Raw genomic sequence first — 22,524 nt, forward strand, 5'->3', positions numbered from 1 at the left:
GCATCGCATAAGGTCCGGCATGGTCATCCTGCAAGTCGTCAACGTCCGCTGGTTCAACGCCACCGCGTGGTATGCGCTCTATCTCTCCCGGCTGCTGCAAGAGGCCGGGCACACGGTCGTCGTGCTCACCCTGGCCGGAACGGAAAGCCACAAAAAGGCCCTGGAATGGGGCCTCGACGCCCGCCCGGCCGATCTCAACACGTCCAATCCCCTGCGGCTGGCCGTCACCATGGCCAAGCTCATGGGACTTTTGCGCACGCTCAAACCGCAAATCGTCAACTGCCACCGGGGCGAGGGCTTCTTCCTCTGGGGCATTCTGAAGGCTCTGGGCTTCGGGTTCCGGCTGGTGCGCACGCGCGGCGACCAGCGCCCGCCCCGCGCGGATGCGGTGAACCGCTTTCTGCACACCCATGTGGCCGATGCTGTGGTGGTGACCAACTCGCGCATGGCCAGGCACTTTCTCTCCACCATGCGCACGCCCGAGGACAAGGTCTGGCTCATCCACGGCGGCGTGGACAAGGAGCGCTTCCGTTTCGATCCCGCCGGGCGCGAGCGCGTGCGAGCGGAGTTCAGCTACGGCCCGCGCGAGACGGTCATCGCCCTTTTGGGCCGCTTCGATCTGGTCAAGGGCCAGCGCGAAACCCTGCAAGCCTTGGCAAGGCTCATACACAAGCAGGGCTACCGCCACGCGCGGCTCATGCTGCTCGGCTTCGGCAGCGCCACGGGCGAGGGGGAGGTCCGCGCCTGGATAAAGGAGCTCAAGCTGGAGCGCTTCGTGGTCATCACCGGCCGGCGCGAGGACCTGGGCGCGTGCATCTCCGCGGCCGACGTGGGCATCGTCGCCTCGCTCTGGTCTGAAACCATCGCCCGCGCGGCCCTGGAGATTCTGGCCGCCGGGCGTCCGCTGCTCTCGTCCAACGTGGGCGTCATGCCGGACCTGCTGCCGCCGGAGGCGCTCTTCGCCCCCGGCGACGTGGACGCCATGACCAGGATGCTGGCCCGCGCCATAGACGACGCCGAATACCGCAAGGAGCTTGTGCGGGCGGGCGACCTGACCCTGTCGCAGCTTTCCGGGCGCGACTTTCTGCAACGCACGCTGACGCTGTACGAGGGATTCTTCGACTAGCCCGCCGCCGCGTTCGGCGCGCCGCACGTCTCCACCCTGCTGGACTGGCGGACGCCAAGCGGACGCCTCGCAGAGCCGCGTTCTTTCGCCGAGAGCACAAGAAATACCCAGAACGCATCGCCGCACGCTGCGGCTTTCATCTGCCGCGCCCACAGTCAGCAGAACGGGACCGGCATGCGGCGGCGGTTCAATCTTGCCCTTGCCATGTCCGAACCGGCCGGAGTAAAACATCGTTGTTCCCGTGCCGCCCACGCGCCATGACCAAAACGCTTCGCCGACATTTTGCCGTCGACGGATGTTCACATCCCTGGCGAAGTTTTGGCGCATCGGATTTGGGCGTGCCGGCAGCGGCGTGCTCGTTTTCATTCAACAGTGCTGCGCGATCTTTTCTTTGCGTGGACGCGCGCATTCCAGCGCCGCACGGTCATGTAACCGGCCGTCGTCCTTTTCGTCTGGACGGTATGACCGGCAAACCGCAGCAGCATGCCTGCCGCGTTGCCCAAGCACCGCAGTGTGCCCGATAATTGCAAAGCATCGGGAGCGCCACGATTTCCATCAACGCCTCGCACATGCCGAGCGCCGGCCAGGAGAAAACAATGCCGCGTCCCACGCCCCCCCAGGGCGACGCCGCCATCACCGCCCGCCAGCACGGCAGCATCGTGCTTTATCTGGTCATCGCCCTGGTGGCCTTCGGCATGCTTGCCCTTGCAGGCACGACGATTTTCAGCTCCAGCGCCATCAGCACCATGACGCCGAACTGCGCCACCCAGGCCCGGTACATGAGCGAGACGGGCATCCGCTATGCCACATCGCGCCTGCGCGCCTGCACCACAGCCACCGCGGTCAACACCGTCATTGATGAAATGAACAACCACGGCGCATACACGGTGAACGCGGCCAAGGGCCTCTCCTTCACCATCACGGCGGCGTATGTCTCCGGCGCGGCCTCCATCACCGCCGCGGGCACAGGCTGCCCCAATTCCATGGGCGCATCCGCCTCGTCCATCAGCCGGGCCGTCAACCTCCCGGCCATCAGCACCGCCAGCACAGCCTCAACAACGCCCGCCCTGCATGGCACCTACAGCGGCTCGTCGTCCACATGGACGGCGGGAACGACCACCGGCAACGTCACCACGACCTCGTCCCATGTCGCGGGCGGCTCGGTCATCGGCGGGTCTTACTCCTACCTCGGCACGGGCGCCACCTGCCTGGACATCACGGGCGGCGTGGTCATCGGCACCCTCGGCAACGGCGACTACGTCTGCTCCGATACGTGCGTCGTCATCGAGGGCGGCTCCATCGTCAACGGCAACGTGTACGCCCAGGGCAACGTCACGGTTTCCAGCACGGTCAACGGCGACATCTATGCCGGCGGCGACGTGTACCTGAACTGGGGCGCAAGCGTTTCCGGCAACATCTACGTGCACGGCCAAGTGTACAAGCCCGCGTACTACACGGCCTACACCGGCACGGTCACCACGGGCTACGCCGCCCCGGCGCTGTGCCCCTCATACACGCTGCCCGCGCACGAAACGGTCCCCTCGTCGCAGGCTTTGAACATCACCGGGAAGTATACGTTCTTCGGCTCCACCAACATGGCCGACAAGTCCAATGCGTTCACCTCCATCACCTCAAACGGCGGTTCGAAGATCTGCTTGGATCTCTCCACGCCGAACACCTACATCAACATCTTCGACAGCGGCCCCATGACCATCAACGGCGATGTGTACGTGCGCACCTCCACGGCGACATCATGCTTCGACGCGGTGAACAGGGTCTCCAGCATCAACTTCGCCAACTATGCCGCCGCGAGCCGCGTGTATGCGGACATCGGCGGCACCGTGACCTTCAATGGCGGCAGCAACTGGGTCGGCACGATCTTCTCCGCGGGCAACATCTATCCGGGCGGCGGCGGCTCGTACATCGGCGCATTTTACACGAACGCCAACTACAACCCCTACGGCACCTGGACGTACAGCCGCTTCGTCCTTTCAGACTACGTGGCGACGTATTGGCCGTAGAAGGGGCGACAAAGGCCGAAGGCGAGACAGACGAAAAGCACAGGGGCTCTTGCGGGGCGACGCCGATCCGGCAGAGGCCGCAGGTTCACAACACCGCCCCCGCGCAAAACCGTCTGTCAGAGGGGTGAAAGCGTGCAGGAGGTGCAAGCCTCTCGATTCCGCAGCAGACCCAACTCGTCGCGAACGGCTGGGCAGCTCAAGAAACACCGCTGATGGAAACGCCGCTGGCGGAGCAGAACGCAACCTTGCGCGCCGCGGCCTCCAGGGAACAACCCGCAAGAAGGCTCGGCGCGGGCAAAGGCGCTACCAGCCCGGCTCGGCCGCGGAGTCGTCGTCGCGCAGGCGGTCGGCCACGGCCATGATGGTGCGCGTGTAGGGATGGGAATGGTTGTAGCGATAGAGCACGGCCATCTGCGCCTCACGCGTCATGTTGGCGCGCCAGCCGTTGGCGGCCAAAAACCGCGCCGTGCTCAAAACAGCGTCCGTGGGGCTGAAGAGATCCACCCGGCCGTCGCCGTCCAGGTCCATGCCGTAGCGCACGGCGTTGGTGGGCATGAACTGGCAGATGCCGATGGCCCCATACACTGAGCCTGGGATGCTGGCGGGATCGAAACCGGCGTTCTTGGCGTACACCAGCAGGGCCTTGAGCTCCTTGTAGGCCCAGGCGGCCTTCTGCGCCGTGCGCCAGCGCAGCCACAGGGCCAGGTTCGGCGGCAGGTCTCGGTATTCGATGTGCGGGGCCACGAGGGAGAAGTCTCCGGCCAGCGCCATGCTGGCCAGGGTGGAAAGGGCGCTCTTGTTGCCCACGTTGCGGCCCAGCTTGGTTTCCACCAACAGCAGCGCCGTCACTATCTCCTCCGGCACGCCGAAGCGCGTTCTGGCCTCGCGCAGGGCCGTGCGCTGCGTGTCCAGAAAGCCCCGCGCCTGCATCAGCAAAAACGGATTCAGATAGCTGAGGTAGAGTTCCGGCGCTTCGGGCTTGGGCTTGCCGACGGACAGCTTCACCTCCAGCAGGGCGTTCATCTTGCGGGCCATGATGAGCGGGTCGAAGCGCACCTCTGCGCGGGAGAACAAAGCGGAAAGGGCCACGGGGTCGAAGCCGTCCTCTGCGAGACGGCGCGTGAGCGGGGACCACACGCCCTGGGTCGGCGCCTGAAACTGCGCGGGCGCGGGCGCGGGCACCAGGATCAGCGCAAGCAAAAGCGCGACCCCGAAGGGTCGCGCCAGAATATGCACGGCACGCGTTGTCAGCAGGACGCGGGCAGGCAAGCGGGAAAAGGCGCGTTCACAGGCGGTCCAGGGGCACAAAGCCCACCTCCTCCTCAAAATCCTCATCCATCTGATCGGCGAAATCCTGCAAGCGGTGTTTCGCGCCGCACCCCGTGCAGCGCAGGCTCACTTCGCTTCAGGCCCGGTTCAGGGCTATGGCCCCGCCGCACTTGGGGCACTTGAGCCCGGGCAGCGTCCGCACCTCCGGCCGCCGGCAATATGATGTCAATAATCCCACTGCGCGGCCTAACGAATCTCCAGGGGCGGATTCTTCTCGCCCATGGCCACGTAGAGATTGGAAAGCGCGGTCTGGTAGTCGGCCAGGGCCTGCGACAGGGAGGCCTCGCTGCTGCTGACCGAAGCCTGCGCGGTCAAGAGGTCGGTATTGGTGCCGACCTGGGCCTGATAGCGGGCAAGGGCCATGCGGTAGCTTTCACGCGCGGTCTCCACGGACTTGCGCGCCACGCCGATGCGGTCGGCCGCCTCGCGCTGGCTCAGGAGGTACTGCTTGACCTCGAACCCTGCGCCAAGCTTGGTGTTCTCCAGGTCGGCGCGCATCTTGTTCACGCTTTCGCCGCCGCTCTTGTACTTGTTGTAGGTGCTGCCCCACTGGAAAACGGTCCACGAGGCGTTTGCGCCCACGGTCCAGTATTCCTTGTTCTGGTTGGAAAGATATTTGCTGTCGTTGATGGAGGGGCTGTCGCCCTTCTTGTAATAATTGTAGTCGGCGCTCACTTCCGGGTAGAAGGCGCTGCCGGCTATGGTCTGGTCCTTCTCGGCCATGGCCACGCTCTTGATGCCCACCAGAATGTCGGGCCGGTTCTTGTAGGCGCGGGTCAGGCAGTCGGCAAGCTGCATGTTGAAGGGCGCGTAGGTCAGCTCGCCCACGTACTCCACAGGAGCCTCAAGGGGCAGGTTGAGCAGGGAGTTGAGCTTGGCGCGTGTGGTGTCCAGGGAGTTCTTGGAAGTCAGCTGCGTCTGCTCCGCCGTGGCCAGGTCAACCTGCGCCTGGAGCACGTCGAGCTTGGGCTTCAAGCCGACTTCATAAAACGCCTCGGTCACCTTGAGCTGCGACTTCAGGCGCTCCACGGAGTCGTTGGCGCTCTTCACGTCCATCTTGGCCTTGAGGTGCGAAAGATAATACGTCTGGATGGCGCTGATGAGGGTCAGCTCGGTCTGGGTCAGCTTGCCCTCGTTCTGCTCTTTGGTGAGCTTGGCCTTCTGGTAGGTGGACAAAAGCTTGAAGCCCGTGAACACAGGCTGGTGCAGGTTCACCGATCCGGTCCAAATGGTCTGGTCGTTGGTGGCCACGCCGGAGCTTTTGGGCTGCCTGTCGTAGCTCAGCACCCCATAGTTCAGGGTGGCGGTGGGGAAAAAGTCGGCCATGGCCGAGTTCTGGTCGTATTCGCTGCCCAGCAGCTGGGCACGGGCAGAGACCATGGTCGGGTTGTTGGCCAGCCCGTATTCCACGGCCTGCTTCAGGTCGAAGGAGGAAGGCATGGCCTGTGCCTTGGTCTGGGTCGCCGTTTTCGCCGGCAGGGGCGCGGCGTCTTGGGCCAGGGCGAAGCTCTGCTCGCCCGCGAGGCAAAACGCCAGGGCCAGGGCGGAAAGATGACGGAGGGCTTTTTTGCGCATCGTGCAATATCCTTGTGACTGCTCGTGTTTGTTCTGGGCGTAGCGCCCATCAAATGTATCGGCAGCTTTCAAACAAGTGTTTATACTCCTTCCGAATCCGAACCGCAAGATGCAAAAATCAGCTTTTCGCTTAGAGGGTTGCGCAGTCGGAAGGGTCTCCCTGAAGCTTCTCAATGGTGTGCGCCACAGCCGAAAGCACGGCTTCCAGACATTCGCGCACGGCCTTGGGGCTGCCCGGCAGATTCAAGAGCAACGCGCCGCCGAGGGTGCCGCACACCGCCCGCGAGACGGCGCCGCGCGGGGTCTTCGCCAGGCTGGTCAGGGTCATGGCGCGCTCAAAGCCCGGCATGCGCTTCTCTATGACGCGCAGCGTGGCCTCCGGGGTTACATCACGCGGGGCCACGCCCGTGCCGCCCGTGGTGCAGATGAAATCAAAGCCGTCCACCAGGGCCAGCTGCGTCAACAGCGCGGCAAGCTGCCGTTCCTCGTCGGGCAGCACAAAGCCCCGCGCCAGGCACAAGGGCATGGCCGCCCGCGCCAGCTCCTCGATGAGCGGACCGGAGGCGTCCTCGCGCTGACCCGCCGCGCCCTTGTCGCTCAGAGTGATCCAGGCTAGTGCAAAGCCTGCTCGCGAAAGTGCAAGCTCCCGCACATCGTCCAGCCCGGACGGCGCGGGCACCAGCGTCTCCACCACCCAGCACGGGGCGTCCACCTGGGTGCCCATGCCCGGCCACCAGAAGCGCCCCAGCACGCGGTGCTCCTCTTGCTCGCCACGCAGCATGTGCCCGGCGCGCAAGGCGGGCAAAGTCTCGGCATGGGCCTGGGGCAGTCCCGGCGGCAAAGGCGCGCTGGAGAGGAAAAACCTCTGCCCGGCCGTCTCGCCCGCGTGTTTGCCAAAGCGCAAGGTCACGTTATCCATGGTGTCTCCCTTGTGCTACGCCAGCAGCACGGCAATGATGCCTGCGAGAAATATGCCGTCGAAGGTGCCCGCGCCGCCGATGGACAGCAAGGGCGCATCGAGCAGGGCCAAGGTGCGGCGGTTCAGCATATGCCCCAAATCCGCGCCGAGAAGCGTGCCGAGTGTGCCCGCCATGTAGGCGGCGCGCGGCGCAAGGGACTCGTGCCCGGCCAGCTCCGGCGCCACCAGAATGGCCGTCATGGCCGCCACTGCCGGGGGCAGCAGTATGGGCACGCCAATGCCCACGCCGGGCATGGGCCGCGCCAGCAGGTAGCACGCCAGGGCGGGAATGAGGATGCACAAGATCAGCCAGCCGCCCAAGACGCCGGAGAGCTGCATTTGCCACAGGAACCAGCCGGAAAGCGCGCACGGCACCAGGCAGCCGCCCACGTTGACTGCGATGACCTGCTCGGAAAGCAGCAGGCCCTGGTCCTGCGCCGCCCCAAAGGGGCCTTGGCCGAAGGGGCTCTGCCCCATGCGGATGCGGCCGATGTTTCCGCTGAAGCCGAAGATGCGGCTGGCCGGGGCCGCCTCGCCGCGCACAAGGCGCGTGGTGCGCCACAGGGGAATGTTCCAGGCGCTGCCGATGATGGTGAGCAGGAACACGGCCAGGCCCTGCGCGCCGGTGAGTCCCAGCTTGCCCAGGGCCGAGGCCACGAGGCTTATGGGCACGGCGATGAACAGTCCCAGCAGCACAAGGACAGCAATGGCCAAAATGAAAATCGGCGGTCCGGCCCTGAAGATCATGGGGGCTCCTTGTTATGCGCGGGGCTTGTTCCGGCGGTTGCCAGGCACGGGCCAAACAGGGTATCCAGCCGCTGAGACTAGCAACCCGGGCGCGCGATGTAAACCGCGGCCACGATTCAAACAAGCGGAGCGAACATGAAGGGCATCATTCTGGCTGGCGGTTCCGGCACTCGGCTGCACCCCATCACCCGCGTCATCAGCAAGCAGCTTTTGCCGGTGTACGACAAGCCCATGATCTACTACCCGCTCTCCACCCTCATGCTGGCGGGCATCCGCGACATCCTCATCATCTCCACACCGTCCGACCTGCCCCGCTTTGCCGAAATGCTGGGCGACGGCTCGAACCTGGGCCTCAATTTCCAGTACGTGGCGCAGCCAAGCCCCGACGGCCTGGCCCAGGCCTTTGTCCTCGGCGCGGATTTCATCGGCAGCGACACCGTGTGCCTGGTGCTGGGCGACAACATCTTCTACGCGCAGGGGCTCTCCGGCGTGCTGCAACGCTGCGCCGCGCTCACCAAGGGCGGCACCATCTTCGCCTATCCGGTGAAGGACCCAGAGCGCTTCGGCGTAGTGGAGTTCGACGAGGAGCAGAAGGTCTTGAGCATTGAGGAGAAGCCGCGCGTGCCCAAGTCGCGCTACGCGGTCACCGGGCTCTATTTCTACGACAACGACGTGGTGGACATCGCCAGGGGGCTCAAGCCCTCGGCCCGGGGCGAGCTTGAGATCACGGACGTGAACAACGCCTACTTGCAGCGCGGCGACCTCTCGGTGGAGCTCACCGGCCGCGGCTGGGCCTGGCTCGACATGGGCACGCACGAATCGCTGCTGCGCGCCGCCAACTTTGTGCGCATGGTGCAGGAGAACCAGAGCCTGCGCATCGCCTGCGTGGAGGAAATCGCCTTCCGCATGGGGTACATCGACGCGCCGCAACTGGAGAAGCTCGCCAGTTGCATGCTGAAGAATGACTATGGGCGGTACTTGATGGAAGTGTTGAGAGGGTGATGATTTAAACGGTTAGTGCGCTATTTATTTAGTATGATACAAACAATGGGACGCTACCAATGTTAGAGCATCTCTTTAACGATTTCACACTATCCCAAGAAGTGCTAAAGTCAAGACGAAACTTAATAATACTATCATTTAGCTCTATTGCATTTATACTTCTATCTCCACAAATATCAGAAATCAAGATTACCGGAATAGAGATTAAATTTTCAGACAATAAATATTTAGATATCTTACTGCTGTGTGCTATTGCTTACGAACTAATGACATTTATTCTTCGCTTACATGTAAACATAAGTTCAGAACCACTGAAAGACCTTGAGCAAAAAAGAGAAAACATTGAAAAAGCACTAGACGAAATTACAGAAAACGTATGGCATGAGGATGCACACGAAAGCTATTCTATTGAATTTGCAACTTACAGGCTAAAGTTAATAGATAAAATCGAAAAGTTAAAAAATGCCCACAATAACCAGAAAAGGATTCTTTGCTACGAGCATATTACATCTGAAGTATTGATGCCTATCGTAGTGGCCTCGGCTGCATCAACGTTTTTCATTTTTAAAATATTGAAATATTTCTGTTAGCTTACCATATATTATATGCAAAAACAATATTTTAAAAATAGACAAAATTATCAACACTAGCCTTCTCGCCAAATCAAGCGCCACAACACGCCTTGAGCATTATGCCCTCCCTCTAAAACTCCCCTTCCCCAATCGGCGTCGTGTGCAGGTTCCCGTTCGACACGTTGTAGGTCGTGAGCGTCAGCACGTCCGAGCGGACGCCTTCCGCCGTGCGCGTTTCGTGCAGCGTGAAGGTCTCGGTCCGCTTGGCCTCGCCGGTGGAAGGGTTCTTGTACCGCACCTCGTAGGTGCCCGGCGGCACGTTGCGCACATTGACCGTTCCCGAGGCGGGCACGGCGAAATCGCGCACCACGCCGGCTTGGTCGCCGTCCTTGCGCACCAGCCTGCCCACAAGCGCCACATGGCCCTGGCGGTTATCCACAATGACGCGGCAGTTGTCTGTGCCGGCCGTCTGCAACTGGCCGATGGTCGGCGCGGGCTCCGGCGCGGCGGGCGCTTCGGGAACGGCGGCCGGTGCGGCTGGTTTCGGCGCGGACCGCTTGGCGCCTGGCTGCGCGGACCGCTGCGGCGCGGTCTGTGTTGTCGGCTGCGGCGGCTCCTTCTGCGGAGTGTTCGTCCACCACACCTTCCACACCAGCAACGCGCCGATGACATAAAAGAGCCAGCGCCGCGCCAAATGCGCGCCCAAGCCCGAGGACGTTGCGGAGGCGGCGCGGCTGGACGGCGCGCCAGGGTTTTGCTGTGCGGATTGGGACTCGGCGTGCTGCCCTGGGGCCTGGTACCCGGACGGGCCGGACGCGGAGCCTTGCGCGGAGTAGCCGGATGATGACGAAGCGGATGACGGGGAGCCCTGGCCCAAAGCCGCCTCGCGCTGGGCGATCCACGCATCGTGCTCGGCGCGCTTGGCCGGGTCGGAGAGCACCTCGTACGCGGCGTTGATGACCGCCATGATGCGCGCGGCCTCGGGGTTGTCCGGGTTGCGGTCGGGGTGGAACTTGAGGCACAGCGCGCGGTACGCGGCCTGGATCACCTCTGCCGGGGCGTTCTGCGCCACGCGCAGGTTGTCGTAGTGGGTGTGGACCTTGTTCATGCCGGGGATGCTTCAAAGGGGGCGCTTGCGCCTTCGCCCTACCCCACCAGCCGCCGCGCCAGATCAAGCGCCGCCACGAAGCTCGTGAGCCTGGCCTTGCCCGTGCCCACAAGGTCGTAGCCCGTGCCGTGGTCCGGCGAGGTGCGGATGATGGGCAGGCCGAGGGTCACGTTCACGGCCTCGCCAAAGTGCAGAAGCTTCAGCGGCGCAAGCCCCTGGTCGTGGTACATGGCCAGCACGGCGGCATAGCGCCCGCGCGCGGCGAAATGAAACAGCGTGTCCGCCGGAATGGGGCCGTCGACGTTGAGCCCCGCGGCCTTGGCCTCGCGCACGGCGGGGCCCACAACCTCCAGGTCCTCGCGCCCGATGCGCCCGCTCTCGCCCGCGTGGGGATTGAGCCCGCAAACGCCTATGCCGCCCTTGAGGCCGAGGCGCGCCACAAAGTCCGCAGTGTGGCGCAGCGCCCGCAAGATGGCCTCGCGCGTCACCAGCCGGGGCACGTCCGCCAGGGGCGGATGCGTGGTAACAAGGCTGACGCGCAAAACCAGGGGCGGCTTTTCGCCGGGCGCGGCGGGCAGCGGCATGGGCCCGCACAGATGCATGGTCACGTTGCCCGCGCCCACGCCCAGACCCTCGGCCAAAAACTCCGTGTGTCCGGGGAAGTGGAACCCGGCCTCCTGCAGGCAGGCCTTGTTCAGCGGGCAGGTAACAAGCCCTTGAATGGACCCGGCCTTGGCCAGGCGCACAGCCAGCTCCAGGCTGCGCCCGGCGGCAAGGCCGCCCGCCATGGCTGCGGTTCCCGCGGGGTAGTCCAGCCCGGCAAGGCCCTTGGGCTCGACAAAATACGCGCCAGGCCCGCGCTGGGCCAGTTGCTCGGCAAGATTGGCGCCGGAGTCCAGCAGTTCAAAGAAGCGGGGGCGGCCCTCCAGGGCATGCACCAGCGGAGCCAGCGGCCCGATGACAAGGAGCTGCTCGCCGCGCTGCTCGTAACGCTGGGGCGTGTCCGCCAGGGTGCGCACCACGAGCTCCGGGCCGAGGCCGCACGGGTCGCCAAGGGTGACGGCCAGCGTGTGGCCCAATGCTTTGCCGGTCATGGCTCCTCCGTTGTCCTTGCGTCGGTTCGATCAAAAACGTTTCAGCCCGTGGCGGGGCGGCATCCCGTCATGTGGGCGCGATACCGCTGCGTTGCTCCCTGCTCTACTGGCCTTCTGCCCCGCGCGAAAAAGCGACTGCGGCAAGGGGCGGCAGGGTCAGGGTGAGAAAGCTGCCGCCGCCGTGCTGCACGGCCTCCTGGCCGCCCGCGTTGCCCACGTTGGAGCCGGAATAGATCTCGGCGTCGGTGTTCAGAATCTCGCGCCACCAGCCCGGGCCGGAGCAGCGCACGCCGTAGCCTTGCCGCACCACGGGCGTGAAGTTGAACACCCAGAGCACGGGCTCGCGCCCAGGGGCCTTGCGCACAAAGCTGATGACGGAGTTGCTCCAGTCGCGGAAGTCCATCCACTCGAAGCCGTCCCAGTTGGTGTCGGCCTCGTGCATGGCCGGGCGGGTCTTGAGCAGGTGGTTCAAGTCGCCCACGAGCCGCGCCACGCCCGTATGCGTGGGGAAGCAGTGCAGAATCCAGTCCAGCTCCTTCTTGCAGTTCCATTCGTCCCACTGGCCGAACTCGCAGCCCATGAAGAGCAGCTTCTTGCCGGGGTGCGCCCACTGGTAGGCCAGCAAAAGGCGCAGGTTGGCGAACTGCTGCCACTGGTCGCCGGGCATCTTGGAAAGCAGCGCGCCCTTGCCGTGCACCACTTCGTCGTGGGAAAGCGGCAGCACGAAGTTCTCGGTGAAGGCGTAGAGCATGGAGAAGGTCAGGCTGTTGTGATGGTACGCGCGGTGGACGGGCTCCTTGGTGAAGTAGTTCAAGGTGTCGTTCATCCAGCCCATGTTCCACTTGAAGGTGAAGCCGAGCCCGCCGGTGTACGTGGGACGCGAGACGCCGGGCCAGGCCGTGGATTCCTCGGCGATCATGAGCGCGCCGGGGTAGTGCGAATGCACCACGGTGTTCAGTTCCTTCAGCAGTTCGATGGCTTCAAGGTTCTCGCGCCCGCCGAAGGTGTTGGGAATCCACTCCCCGGCCTTGCGCGAGTAGTCGAGGTAAAGCATGGAGGCCACGGCGTCGATGCGGATGCCGTCGATGTGGAACTCCTTGAACCAGTAGAGCGCGTTGGCCAGCAGGAAATTTTTTACCTCGTGGCGGCCGTAGTTGAAGATGTACGTGCCCCAGTCCGGGTGCTCGCCCTTGCGCGGATCCTCGTGCTCAAAGAGCGCGGTGCCGTCAAAGCGGCCCAGGCACCAGTCGTCCTTGGGAAAGTGCCCGGGCACCCAGTCCAGAATGATGCCGATGCCCTCCTGGTGGCAGCGGTCGATGAGATAGCGCAGGTCGTCGGGTGCGCCAAAGCGCGAGGTGGGCGCGAAATAATGGCTGGTCTGGTAGCCCCAGCTCTCGTCCAGCGGATGCTCGGCCAGGGGCATGAACTCGATGTGCGTGAAGCCGAGCTCCTTCACGTAGCCGATGAGTTCATCGGCCAATTGGCGGTAGGAGAGGAACTTGCCGTCGCGCATGCGCCAGGAGCCCGCATGGACCTCATACACGGACTGCGGGCGGTTCAGGGGCGGATTGTGCCGGGCGCGCTCGTCGAGCCAGGTTGCGTCGCTCCACTGGTAGCCGTCGAGCGGACACGTGCGCGAGGCGTTGCCCGGCCGCATCTCGGCATAGAAGGCGAAGGGATCTGTCTTGAAGATGGTGTGGCCGTTCTGGGCCTTGACCGCGAACTTGTACAGCTCGCCAGCGCCCAGGCCGGGCACGAACCCCGCCCAGATGCCGGAGGAGCCCACGGGATACAGCGGGTGCGCCTTGCCCAGCCAGCCGTTGAACGGCCCGACCAGACTGACCTTGCGGGCGTTGGGCGCCCAGACGGCGAAGCGGTAGCCCTGCTCGCCCCATTGCTCGTGCGGGTGTGCGCCCAGAATGCGGTACAGGTCCCAGTGCTCGCCCTTGCCAAAGAGGTAAAGGTCGAAGGGTTCGATGAAAACCGGCTGGGTCGCGTGCTGGCTCATGCGTCGCTCCTGGTTGGGGGCGGACTCTCTGCGGCGGCAAGTCGGAGTCCGGCCCTCTATGGGCACAGTACCGTACTTGCGCGCCGCAGACAATCACCGCGACGAGGGCATCCAGGGGCTACAACTGCATAAGTTCGGCAAGGGGGCCGAATCCGCGCAGAAGCGCGGCCATGCGGTCGTAGCCCGCAGTGTCCGGGTGGATGCCGTCGGGCTCGAGAGACGCCATGTATTTGGCGTCGGCCGCGAGGGGGGCGTGGAAGTCGAAGGTGGGCACGCTGAGCTCCGCGCAGATGCCGCGCAGCACGCCGCCCACGTTCTTGATGTGCGCGGACCAGGCGGGGTCGAAGGCCGGCGGGGGCGAGATGTACAGCGTACGGCCCAGGCTGGCCGCGGTGCCGAGGATGTCGCGCGAGGCGCGCAGGGTGTCCTCGTGGGGCACCTTGTGCAGGCCATCGGCCGCGCCGAAGCTGAACACGAAGGCCATGTCCTCGCCGTTGCGGCGGCGGCGGTCGGTATCGCCGCGCCAACGGGCCTGGATGGCCACGGAGGACTCGCCCCGCAGGCCGAGGTTGTACACGGTGAGGTTCCGGGGCCGCGCGGGGTCTTGCGCAAAGCTGGCCTGCGCCAGCCGCCCAACCCAGCCCAGAGCCCGCTGGTCGCCTATGCCCTGGGTCAACGAATCGCCGATGAAGCAAACAACCATGAGCTGATCTCCTGATCTAAGACAGTTTAAGCCGCGCCGTGGCGCTCTCCACCCGGAGGGCGATGACGGCGGTCTTGGCGAGGATGTTCTCGTCGTACGGAAAAGTATCCGCGCCCGCGTACTTCTTCATGATGACGCCGAGCCCGGCGCGGCACTCGCCTGGGTCCGTCACGATCTTCACCCGGCCTGCGCCCAGCACGCTGCGGAACTTGCAGCCCCACTGGCAGGCCTTTTCGCCGGTCTTCATCTCCAGGTCGGTGGCGGCGGAAAACGCCACGGCCACGCCGCCGGCCTCGGCCAGGCGAAGCGCCTCGAACTTGCGGCCCTTGCGCGCGGAGTGGAAGTACACGACGCCGTTGGCATAGGCGAAGTTCACGGGCACGCTGTACAGCCCGGCTTCGTCCGTCAGGGCGAGGTTCATGTATTCCGCCCGGTCCAAAATGTCGGCCACGGCCTTGGGGTCGTCGGTGACGTCTTTGCGCATCATGCACTCCAAAAGTTTGCGGGGTGGCAGCCCGGTCGGTCTTTACGCCCTTTGCCAGGGGGCATCAAGGGGACGGATTTTCGTGAAATATGCAATGGCGGCATTGCCAGCCGGGACGCTTGGGCTTACTTCTGCGGGGTATCGATTCCAAGCAAGCCAGGAGCCCCCATGAAATCCGCAGTGATGCTTTTCCTCGACCAGCCCCTGCCCGTGCTGAGCAAACTCGCTCCGGGCGAAGCCCCTGACCCCCTCGCCGTGGCCCTTGTGCGCGACACCCTGCGCAACCTGGCGGACGTGGACGCGGACGTGTTCGTTTTCCTTGCCCCGGAAGAAGACAAGGACAAGGCCCGCGAGGTGCTGGGCAAGGGCAGGTTCAAGCTCGCCAACGCCCATGGCCGCAACCTGCAGGTGCAGCAGCGCAACGCCTTCCGGCTCGTGTTCGCCCGCGGATGCGAACGGGCCCTGCTGCTGGCCAACGCCATGCCCGACCTGCCCGGCCACGCCATCCAGTCCGCCATGGACTCCCTGGGCTGGAAATGCTGCTGCCTGGGTCCCGCGCCCGCCCGCGCCGACGCGCAGTGCGCCGCCGCACCGGACGCCAACGCCGATGGGCTGTACGCCCTGGGCTTCGACTTCGAGGGCTACACCACCGACGCCCTGGACATGGTGGACCAGAGCCGCCCGGGTCTGTTCACCCGCATGGAGACCCTGCTGCTGTTCTACGAGCGCAAGGTCAAAGTGCTTGCGCCCTACAGTCCAGTGGCCTCCCTGGACGATGCTACGGCCTTGGCCGCGCGCTGCAAGGACACACGCTTCGCGCTCCTGCCCTCGGTGCGCCTTGCTGCGGAGCGCGCGGGCCTCTAGCCTTCCTCACACAATGGCGCGCCCTGGCCGGGGCGCGTCGCGCAGCAGGTCCGCCAGCACGGCGAGACCACGCTCCAACTCGTCCCGGTTGCGCGCGGCCGAAAGCGACACCCGCACCGCAGCCGGGGCCGGTGTTTGCCCCACGGCGAAGGAATCGCCCGCGATGACCACCACCCCGCGCAGGGCCGCCGCGCGCTCAAAGTCCGCCGCGCGCCAGGGTTCCGGCAGCTTCAGCCAAATGAAATAGCCCTGCGGCAGCGCCGCGAAGTCATACCCCGCCAAAACGCGCCGGGCCACCTCGTTGCGGCGCACGGCCTCGGCCAGCTTGCGGCGCATCACCACCTCGGCCGTGCCGTCCAGAATCCACGCGGCGGCGATCTCTCCGCACAGGGGCGAGGCCATCCACGTGGTGCCCGTAATGCCCAGCGCCAGCCGCGCCACATATTCCGCAGGGCTCGCCACATAGCCCACGCGCAGGCCCCCGGCCAACACCTTGGACACGCTGGCGACGAAAAACGAACGCTCCGGCGCAAGGCTGGCCAAGGCATGGCACGCGCCGCCGCTCTTCGGCTCAAAGGCGGTCAGGGCATAGGCCGCGTCCTCCACCACAAGCAGGTTGCGCTCACGCGCGAGCTCGGCCAGGCGCTCCTGCCGGGCCGGGCTGGGCGTCGCCGTAGTCGGGTTGTGCGCGCCGGGCATGCAGTAGAGCCCGCGCACGCCTTCGCGCAGGCAGGCTTCGTCCAGGGCCTCGGGTATGACGCCTTCGGCGTCGAGGGCCACGGGCACCAGCTTGAGCCCCAAGAGCGAGGCCGCGGTGATGAGGCCGGGATAGTTGACATTGCCCGCGGCGATGCGGTCGCCAGGGCGGAACAGCACGGAGAACAGCACCAGCAGGGCGTGCTGCCCGCCCGCAGTCACCAGCACCTGCTCCGGCGAAACCTCGACTCCGAAGCGGCCGCACCATTTGGCCCCGGCCTCGCGGTGCCGCGCCATCCCGCGCGAGGGCTGATAGCGCAGGAAATCCTGTACGTCCGGCCGGGCGGAAAGCTCCCGCAAGGCGCTGCCCAGGTCCGGGTCCAGGCCGTACATGCCCGTCACCAGGCCCAGGTCGATCTGCGCCTTGGCGTCCGGGCCGCCGCTCCACCAGGGGCTTGCGCCCTCCTGCTCCGAACAGACGATGGTGCCCCGACCGACCTCGCCGCGCACCGCGCCGCGCCGCGCCGCCTCGGCGTAGCCGCGCGTCACCGTGCCGACCGTGACGCCGAGGGTGTCCGCCAGATCGCGGTGCGTGGGCAGGCGTTGCCCGGGCGCAAGGCTTCCGCTTGCGATGTCGGCCTCGATGGCGTCGGCCAGGGCAAGGTATTTTGGCCGGTCGTCCGGCAGCTGCGGTGTCCACATTGTCATGGTGACAATAATTACATTGACCACCACAAACTGTCAACATAGAAACTGGAACTAGCGGAATCGTCCGCAGACAAGCCCTTAACCAGGAGATTTAGCATGATGACAATTATTGATTGTACCCATTTCGTACGGCGAGCGTCCACCATGCGGCAGCAGATCATGACCCGGCACAAAAACAGGAGGAAACCATGACCACGGAACTTTTCGCTTCGCTTTGCCTTTTCGCCATCGTCACCTCCATCACCCCCGGGCCGAACAACGCCATGCTTTTCGCCTCGGGCGTCAACTACGGCATCCGCCGCACAGTGCCGCACCTGCTCGGCGTCACCCTCGGCTTCACCTTCATGCAGCTGGCTTTGGGCCTTGGCGTGGGCTATATTTTCGAGGCCGTGCCCGGCCTTTACCCCACCCTGCGCGCCCTTGGGGCCGCCTATCTGCTGTACCTGGCCTGGCGCATCGCCACCTCCACGCCGCCCGCCTCCATTGCGGAGACGGCGCAGAACGGCCCGAGGCAGGACACGCGGCACGATGCCGCAGCAAAAGCCAACGCCAGGCCCATGACCTTTTTCGAAGCCTCGGCCTTCCAGTGGGTGAACCCCAAGGCCGTGATGATGTGCGTCACCGCCGCCAGCACATACGGGTCCCCGGACCGGCCCGTGGCAGGCGCGCTGCTCGTCACCGGCGTGTTCTTTTTCGCGGGCATGCCCTGCGTGGCCCTGTGGGCGATGCTCGGCTCCGCCCTGCGCGGCTTTCTGCAAGACCGCCGCAGGCTCAAGGCCTTCAATGTCGCCATGGCCGTTCTGCTGGTGGCGAGCATGATCCCCATGGCCAAGGACATGCTGCCGGACGGGCTCTTTTAGAGTGCATGAAGGATAGAGGGAAAGAATGCGCGGGCAGCATGCGCGTGAAGGGTGCGCGGAGAAGTTGCGCCGCGCATGGCGCATGTTGCCGCGCAGGATGCGGAGCAAGACCCGGTGGTGGCCATGACGCGGAGAATGCCGCCAAGGTGACGGGCCGCTGCTGCCGCTCTCTACTTGCGCGGCAGCGCGCTCCGCAGATCGGCCTCAAGGTCGGCGTAAATGCCGGCCACGGCCTGACGCAGGGCGCGCACCAGCTCCTGGGGCGAATCCGAGGCCAGGGGCACGCTCTTGCGGTACTCGCGGGTCAGCACGATCGTGCGCTCGCCGTCCGTGGGCTTGAGCAGGATGAACTGCATCTCGGCCACGGCCTGGGAGGGCTTGGCGGCAAAGTCGCCATGCAGGGCCGAGACATTGCCCTCAAGCACATAGCCCGAGGCGGCCAGGCTGCCCGGATCGACGACATTGGCGAAGACGCTTGAGGCGGCGAGCCAGGCGCGCAGGTCCTGGGTCAGCATGTCCGCGGGGCTGACGAAGAACAGGTTGTAATAGTCCGCCGTCCAGGCCGAGGGCGCGGTGCGGTACACCAGCTCACGGCCCGCGGCGCGCGGGGCCACCTGCAAACGCCGCACAAGCAGCGTGGCCCGCGACGAAGGCGCCACGTCCACGGCTAGCCGATCCGCGCCGGGACGCGTGGTCTCCAGGGCGTAGTAGTGCTTGTCCAGGGGCTGGCGCTCCATCTTCACGCAGGACGCGGCCAGGGGCAGCGCCAGGCACAGGGCGATCATCGCGGCAAAGCGCATGGAGCCTCCGTCTACTTTCCGCCCACGGGCGATTTGGCCGGCGGCGGGCCGAAGAGCACGCCCGAGGGGTAGCGCTTGGCCTCGCCGGTGAGTTCCTTCAAATTATCCACAAGGCCGCGCGCGCTGTCCAGAATGCCTTCCACATTGGCCTGCTGCGAGGCGGTCAGCTGCTCCACCCTGCCCAGCACGGCGTTGAGCCGCTTGGCCGCGGACTTGAGCTCGGTCACGGTCTCGCGCGCCTGCTGCATGGCTCCGGGCACGGCGGCCAGCTGCCGGCTCATTTCCGGATCGGCAAGCAGCTTTTCCAGCGCCTTGGCCGAGACCTTGAGGCTGGCCACGGTCTCGCGGGAATCGTGCACCAGCTTCACCGTGTCCGGCCCGGCGGCTTCCACCACCTTGCGCACCCCGGTCAGGGTCCGGGCCGCTTCTGGCACAATGGTCTCGGCGGCGGGATCGGCCAAAAGCACGTTGATGCGCGCCAGCAGCGTGCGCGTCTGGTCCAGTGTGGCGGCCAGCTTGGGGCCGATGACCTTGGGATCCGCGCTGTCGAGGAACTGGCTGGCGCTGTCCGCAAAGCGGCGGAAGCTCTTCACGGCCTCGGGCAGCTCGGCCTGGTCCAACCCGGTGAGGGTGTTGCTGATGCCGAGCACGGCCTGCTCCACCTGGGAAAGGGTGCTGGGCGCGGCCGGAATGTAGATGCTGGCGGGCTCCCAGTCGATGGGCAGCGGCGGGTTGCGGTCCGGGGCGACATAGTCGAGCCCCAGGAACAGCTGGCCGGTAAGGCCCTGGGAGATGGTGCGGGCGCGCAGACCCCGCGAGACTTCTTCGGCCGCCTGGTCGCGGGCGGACTTGGGCCCCATGGTGCCGAAAAGGTCCTTGTCGAGGGTGCAGAGCACGTACACGTAGCGGTAGCCCTCGGCATGCTTGCCGTACTTGCCGGCCACAAAGCCGATCTCGGACACGCTGCCCACGCGCACGCCCCGGTATTTGACGGCGGAGCCGACCTCAAGCCCGTTGACGGACTCGTTGATGTAGGTCTCCATTTGATACGTGCGCTGGAACAGTTTGCCCGCGCCCAGGGCGAAGAGCACAACGAAGAGCAGCACAACGCCGCTGATGACGAAAAGCCCCAGCTTGAAAAAGTCGCCGCCCCGGATCATGCCCGCATCTCCGCGTTTTGGGTTGGCGCGGCCACGGCGGCAGAAGCGTTGCCCGGCGCGGCAGCAGGCGAAGGCACGCGCGCCTCGCGGTCGAAAAAGCGCCGCACGCGCGGGTCAGTGCTGGTGGCGTGCATCTCGCGCGGGTCGCCCTCGGCCACAATGCCCTTGGCGTGGTCGTCCAGCAGAATCACCCTGTCGGCAATGGACAAGATGCTCGGCAGCTCGTGCGAGACGATGACGAAGGTGATGCCCAAGTTCTCGGCCAGGCTGCGCACCACGCGGTCCAACTCGGCGCTGGTCACGGGGTCGAGCCCGGCGGAGGGTTCGTCAAGAAAGAGGATGGCCGGATCAAGGGCCATGGCGCGGGCGATGGCCGCGCGCTTGACCATGCCGCCGGAGAGCTCCGCGGGCATGACCTCGCCGAAACGCTCCAGCCCGACCAGCGAGAGCTTCACCCGGCTGAGGACCTCGATGGCCTCCTCGGGCAGGTCGGTGTACTCTTCCAACGGCAGCCCCACGTTGCGCGAAACGGTCATGGACCCGAACAGCGCGCCCCCCTGATACATGACGCCGATGTTCTTGAGGATGGTCAGGCGGTCGTCGCCCGTTGCGGCCACAATGTCGCGGCCATCCAGAAAAATGCTGCCCGAAACGGGCTTGATGAGGCCGATCATGTGCTTGAGCAGCGTGCTTTTGCCGCAGCCGCTGCGCCCTATGACCACGAACACCTCGCCCGGCGCCACGTCGAAAGCCACGTCCTTGAGCACAGGCTCCGGGCCGTAGGCGCAGGTGAGGTTGCGCACGGTGATGATGGGTTCGGTGTTCGGCATTGGTTCTCGCTTCCGCCCTGGCTTGTATCAAATCTTGAAGTAATAGAACAGCACGGCGAACAGGCCGTCGGCCACGGTGATGAGGATGAGCCCGCTGACCACGGCCGCCGTGGTGGAGCGGCCCACGGCGCTGGCCCCGCCGCCGGTGCGCAGGCCGCGCAGGCAGCTCACCCCGGCCACCAGCAGGCTGAACACCATGATCTTGACGAAGCTGCCGAACAAATCCGCGTGCTTCACGTTGGCGAACACGCGCGAGGTGAAGGTCACCAGCGGAAAACCGATGGAGAGCATGACCAGCGCCCCGCCCACCAGGCTGGCGAAGTTGAAGAACAGCGTCATGATGGGCACCACGGCCAGGGACGACAGGATGCGCGGCCCCACGAGAAAGCGCACGGGGCTTATGCCCATGGTGGTCAGGGCGTCCAGCTCCTCGTTGACGCGCATGGTGCCTATCTCCGCCGCGAAGGCCGAGCCGGAGCGCGCGGCCAAAAGAATCGCCGTCACCAGCGGGCCCATCTCGCGGAACATGACGAGCCCCAGCATGTTCGGCACATAGATCTCGCCGCCGAAGCGCTGCAGGGTGATGACCGACTGGAAGCTCATGATGAGCCCCATGAGGAAGCCTATCAAGAGCAGGATGGGCAGACTCTCCACGCCGATGGCCAGGGCCGAGCGCAGCACGTCGGGCCAGCGCACCCGGCCGGGGTGGCGCAAGGATTCGTAGACCACCAGCGCGCATTCGCCGATGAAGCTCACCAGCATGCGCAGCTCCCGCAGCAGTTCGTCGAAATTCGGCGTGAAGCGGGCAAAGCGGCTGCCGGGCTTGTCCTTGAGCACGGTCTCCGCCGTTTCGGCCCGCTCGGCCAACGAAAGCAGCGAGGCGTAGCGCTCCGGCAGGCCGGAAATCTCGACCTCGGCCCCGGCCGCCAGCGCCAGGGCCTTGAGCTTCACCAGCAGCGCCAACCCCGCGCCATCGATGTACGCGGCGTTCTCCAGATTGATGCGCAGGGAGGAAACGGCACGGCCGCGCACAAAAGCCATGGCCGGCTCCCAAAAGCGGGCCACCGTGGCGGCGTTCAGGTCTCCCGTGAGCCGCACGGAGAGCGCGCCTGGGGCTTCCTCGGCAAGGGCGAGGCCCTCGGGCGGCGCGGTCTGGGTATTGTGTCGCATGATGCCCACCTCGCTAGCGCAAACAGAGGCGAAAGGCAAAGGGAAGCAGGCGCGCGCAACCGGCGGCGCGGCAACCCGCTGCGACGGCGCGTCTTTTCCGCAAAAGCGCTTGTTTTGAAGCCAAGCGCCCGCAGTTTCCACTTGACATTTAGCATGAAACAGAATTTTATTCTTGAAACGGAAGGTTAACAGAATGATCGACAAGATTGACATGACGATCCTGAGCATCCTGCAGGATAACGGTCGTACTTCCAACGCGGACATCGCCCGCGCCGTGGGCATGGCGCCCTCGGCCGTGCTGGAGCGCATGCGCAAGCTGGAGCGCAAGGGCATCATCCGCGGCTTCGAGGCCGTGCTGCGCCCCAAGGACGTGGGTTTCACCCTCACCGCCTTCACCTTTGTGCGCGCGGACGAAGGCGTGGGCTCCATGGACATCGGCAAGGCCCTGTCCCAGGTGCCCGGCGTACTGGAGGCCCACTACACCGCCGGGCAGGATTCCTATCTGGTGAAGGTGCGCGCCCGCGACACCGAGCACCTGCAGCACATCCTCCAGCAGTTCGGCGCCATCCACGGCGTGCGCGACACGCGCACCACGGTCGTGCTCACCACCCTCAAGGAAACCCGCTCCCTGCCCATCCTCGACGATGTGCAGCCCGGCGGATACGTCCCCGAAACCGACAGCACAAAAGCCCAGAGCAAGGAGTAGCCA

Annotated in this window: 22 protein-coding genes; 7 read left to right on the forward strand and 15 right to left on the reverse strand. The window is 65.3% G+C overall.

Annotated features, from left to right (window positions below; translation table 11 throughout):
* The first annotated feature begins 19 nt into the window (after nt 1–19).
* Complete coding sequence (locus ACYQ4W_RS06650) at nt 20–1,126, forward strand: glycosyltransferase family 4 protein (protein ID WP_459854325.1); 1,107 nt, start codon at nt 20–22, stop codon at nt 1,124–1,126.
* A gap of 596 nt (nt 1,127–1,722) precedes the next feature.
* The gene (locus ACYQ4W_RS06655; RefSeq protein ID WP_459854328.1) at nt 1,723–3,147 is read left to right on the forward strand and encodes a bactofilin family protein; all 1,425 of its coding nucleotides are present in this window, start codon (nt 1,723–1,725) and stop codon (nt 3,145–3,147) included.
* Between the two features lie 303 nt (nt 3,148–3,450).
* On the opposite strand, the gene ACYQ4W_RS06660 is transcribed toward ACYQ4W_RS06655, so the two are convergent.
* The 5 genes from ACYQ4W_RS06660 to ACYQ4W_RS06680 all read right to left on the reverse strand — a co-directional run bounded on the left by ACYQ4W_RS06660 (nt 3,451) and on the right by ACYQ4W_RS06680 (nt 7,756).
* Nucleotides 3,451–4,347: a lytic murein transglycosylase gene (locus tag ACYQ4W_RS06660; RefSeq protein ID WP_459854330.1), complete on the reverse strand. Its 897-nt coding sequence runs from the start codon at nt 4,345–4,347 to the stop codon at nt 3,451–3,453.
* An 85-nt stretch (nt 4,348–4,432) separates the two neighbouring features.
* Nucleotides 4,433–4,654 carry a dual CXXC motif small (seleno)protein gene (locus ACYQ4W_RS06665; RefSeq protein WP_459854333.1) on the reverse strand — a complete coding sequence of 74 codons (222 nt, stop codon included), beginning with the start codon at nt 4,652–4,654 and terminating at the stop codon, nt 4,433–4,435.
* A gap of 8 nt (nt 4,655–4,662) precedes the next feature.
* On the reverse strand, nt 4,663–6,051 hold the full coding sequence (locus ACYQ4W_RS06670) for a TolC family protein (protein WP_459854335.1): 1,389 nt from the start codon (nt 6,049–6,051) through the stop codon (nt 4,663–4,665).
* Nucleotides 6,052–6,181: 130 nt separating this feature from the next.
* Nucleotides 6,182–6,970, reverse strand: coding sequence for a MogA/MoaB family molybdenum cofactor biosynthesis protein (locus ACYQ4W_RS06675; RefSeq protein WP_459854338.1), 789 nt, complete (start codon nt 6,968–6,970; stop codon nt 6,182–6,184).
* Nucleotides 6,971–6,985: 15 nt separating this feature from the next.
* Nucleotides 6,986–7,756: a DUF1614 domain-containing protein gene (locus ACYQ4W_RS06680; RefSeq protein WP_459854341.1), complete on the reverse strand. Its 771-nt coding sequence runs from the start codon at nt 7,754–7,756 to the stop codon at nt 6,986–6,988.
* Nucleotides 7,757–7,891: 135 nt separating this feature from the next.
* On the opposite strand from ACYQ4W_RS06680, the gene rfbA reads away from it, so the two are divergent.
* Together rfbA and ACYQ4W_RS06690 are read left to right on the forward strand one after the other, a co-directional pair.
* Complete coding sequence (rfbA, locus tag ACYQ4W_RS06685; RefSeq protein ID WP_459854344.1) at nt 7,892–8,758, forward strand: glucose-1-phosphate thymidylyltransferase RfbA; 867 nt, start codon at nt 7,892–7,894, stop codon at nt 8,756–8,758.
* Between the two features lie 59 nt (nt 8,759–8,817).
* Entirely contained in the window at nt 8,818–9,348 is a 531-nt protein-coding gene (locus tag ACYQ4W_RS06690; protein ID WP_459854346.1) for a hypothetical protein, read from the forward strand.
* 112 nt (nt 9,349–9,460) lie between these two features.
* Here ACYQ4W_RS06690 and ACYQ4W_RS06695 read toward each other — a convergent pair whose 3' ends face one another.
* The 5 genes from ACYQ4W_RS06695 to ACYQ4W_RS06715 form a co-directional block, all read right to left on the reverse strand.
* Nucleotides 9,461–10,438: a J domain-containing protein gene (locus tag ACYQ4W_RS06695; RefSeq protein ID WP_459854349.1), complete on the reverse strand. Its 978-nt coding sequence runs from the start codon at nt 10,436–10,438 to the stop codon at nt 9,461–9,463.
* A 38-nt stretch (nt 10,439–10,476) separates the two neighbouring features.
* Nucleotides 10,477–11,532, reverse strand: coding sequence for a 4-hydroxythreonine-4-phosphate dehydrogenase PdxA (pdxA, locus tag ACYQ4W_RS06700; RefSeq protein WP_459854351.1), 1,056 nt, complete (start codon nt 11,530–11,532; stop codon nt 10,477–10,479).
* A gap of 103 nt (nt 11,533–11,635) precedes the next feature.
* Nucleotides 11,636–13,540, reverse strand: a complete 1,905-nt coding sequence (gene glgB, locus ACYQ4W_RS06705) for a 1,4-alpha-glucan branching protein GlgB (RefSeq protein ID WP_459854353.1) — start codon at nt 13,538–13,540, stop codon at nt 11,636–11,638.
* Nucleotides 13,541–13,658: 118 nt separating this feature from the next.
* Nucleotides 13,659–14,243: a GDSL-type esterase/lipase family protein gene (locus tag ACYQ4W_RS06710; RefSeq protein WP_459854355.1), complete on the reverse strand. Its 585-nt coding sequence runs from the start codon at nt 14,241–14,243 to the stop codon at nt 13,659–13,661.
* Between the two features lie 16 nt (nt 14,244–14,259).
* The gene (locus tag ACYQ4W_RS06715; RefSeq protein ID WP_459854358.1) at nt 14,260–14,730 is read right to left on the reverse strand and encodes a pyridoxamine 5'-phosphate oxidase family protein; all 471 of its coding nucleotides are present in this window, start codon (nt 14,728–14,730) and stop codon (nt 14,260–14,262) included.
* Nucleotides 14,731–14,895: 165 nt separating this feature from the next.
* Between ACYQ4W_RS06715 and ACYQ4W_RS06720 the strand changes: the two genes are divergently transcribed.
* Nucleotides 14,896–15,591 carry a DUF2064 domain-containing protein gene (locus ACYQ4W_RS06720; RefSeq protein ID WP_459854360.1) on the forward strand — a complete coding sequence of 232 codons (696 nt, stop codon included), beginning with the start codon at nt 14,896–14,898 and terminating at the stop codon, nt 15,589–15,591.
* A 6-nt stretch (nt 15,592–15,597) separates the two neighbouring features.
* Here ACYQ4W_RS06720 and ACYQ4W_RS06725 read toward each other — a convergent pair whose 3' ends face one another.
* On the reverse strand, nt 15,598–16,995 hold the full coding sequence (locus tag ACYQ4W_RS06725) for an aminotransferase-like domain-containing protein (RefSeq protein WP_459854363.1): 1,398 nt from the start codon (nt 16,993–16,995) through the stop codon (nt 15,598–15,600).
* A 188-nt stretch (nt 16,996–17,183) separates the two neighbouring features.
* Between ACYQ4W_RS06725 and ACYQ4W_RS06730 the strand changes: the two genes are divergently transcribed.
* Nucleotides 17,184–17,855: a LysE family translocator gene (locus ACYQ4W_RS06730; protein ID WP_459854365.1), complete on the forward strand. Its 672-nt coding sequence runs from the start codon at nt 17,184–17,186 to the stop codon at nt 17,853–17,855.
* A 170-nt stretch (nt 17,856–18,025) separates the two neighbouring features.
* Here ACYQ4W_RS06730 and ACYQ4W_RS06735 read toward each other — a convergent pair whose 3' ends face one another.
* The 4 genes from ACYQ4W_RS06735 to ACYQ4W_RS06750 are packed head-to-tail and all read right to left on the reverse strand — an operon-like array spanning nt 18,026 to nt 21,815.
* Entirely contained in the window at nt 18,026–18,655 is a 630-nt protein-coding gene (locus tag ACYQ4W_RS06735; RefSeq protein ID WP_459854368.1) for an ABC-type transport auxiliary lipoprotein family protein, read from the reverse strand.
* Nucleotides 18,656–18,666: 11 nt separating this feature from the next.
* The gene (locus ACYQ4W_RS06740; RefSeq protein ID WP_459854370.1) at nt 18,667–19,815 is read right to left on the reverse strand and encodes an MlaD family protein; all 1,149 of its coding nucleotides are present in this window, start codon (nt 19,813–19,815) and stop codon (nt 18,667–18,669) included.
* On the reverse strand, nt 19,812–20,645 hold the full coding sequence (locus ACYQ4W_RS06745) for an ABC transporter ATP-binding protein (RefSeq protein ID WP_459854372.1): 834 nt from the start codon (nt 20,643–20,645) through the stop codon (nt 19,812–19,814). The genes ACYQ4W_RS06740 and ACYQ4W_RS06745 overlap by 4 nt, the downstream gene beginning before the upstream one ends.
* Nucleotides 20,646–20,672: 27 nt before the next feature.
* Entirely contained in the window at nt 20,673–21,815 is a 1,143-nt protein-coding gene (locus tag ACYQ4W_RS06750; protein WP_459854375.1) for an ABC transporter permease, read from the reverse strand.
* 193 nt (nt 21,816–22,008) lie between these two features.
* Here ACYQ4W_RS06750 and ACYQ4W_RS06755 point away from each other — a divergent pair, with 193 nt between their 5' ends.
* The gene (locus ACYQ4W_RS06755; RefSeq protein ID WP_459854377.1) at nt 22,009–22,521 is read left to right on the forward strand and encodes an Lrp/AsnC family transcriptional regulator; all 513 of its coding nucleotides are present in this window, start codon (nt 22,009–22,011) and stop codon (nt 22,519–22,521) included.
* The last annotated feature ends 3 nt before the right edge of the window (nt 22,522–22,524 follow it).

Source organism: Humidesulfovibrio idahonensis (assembly GCF_054657715.1).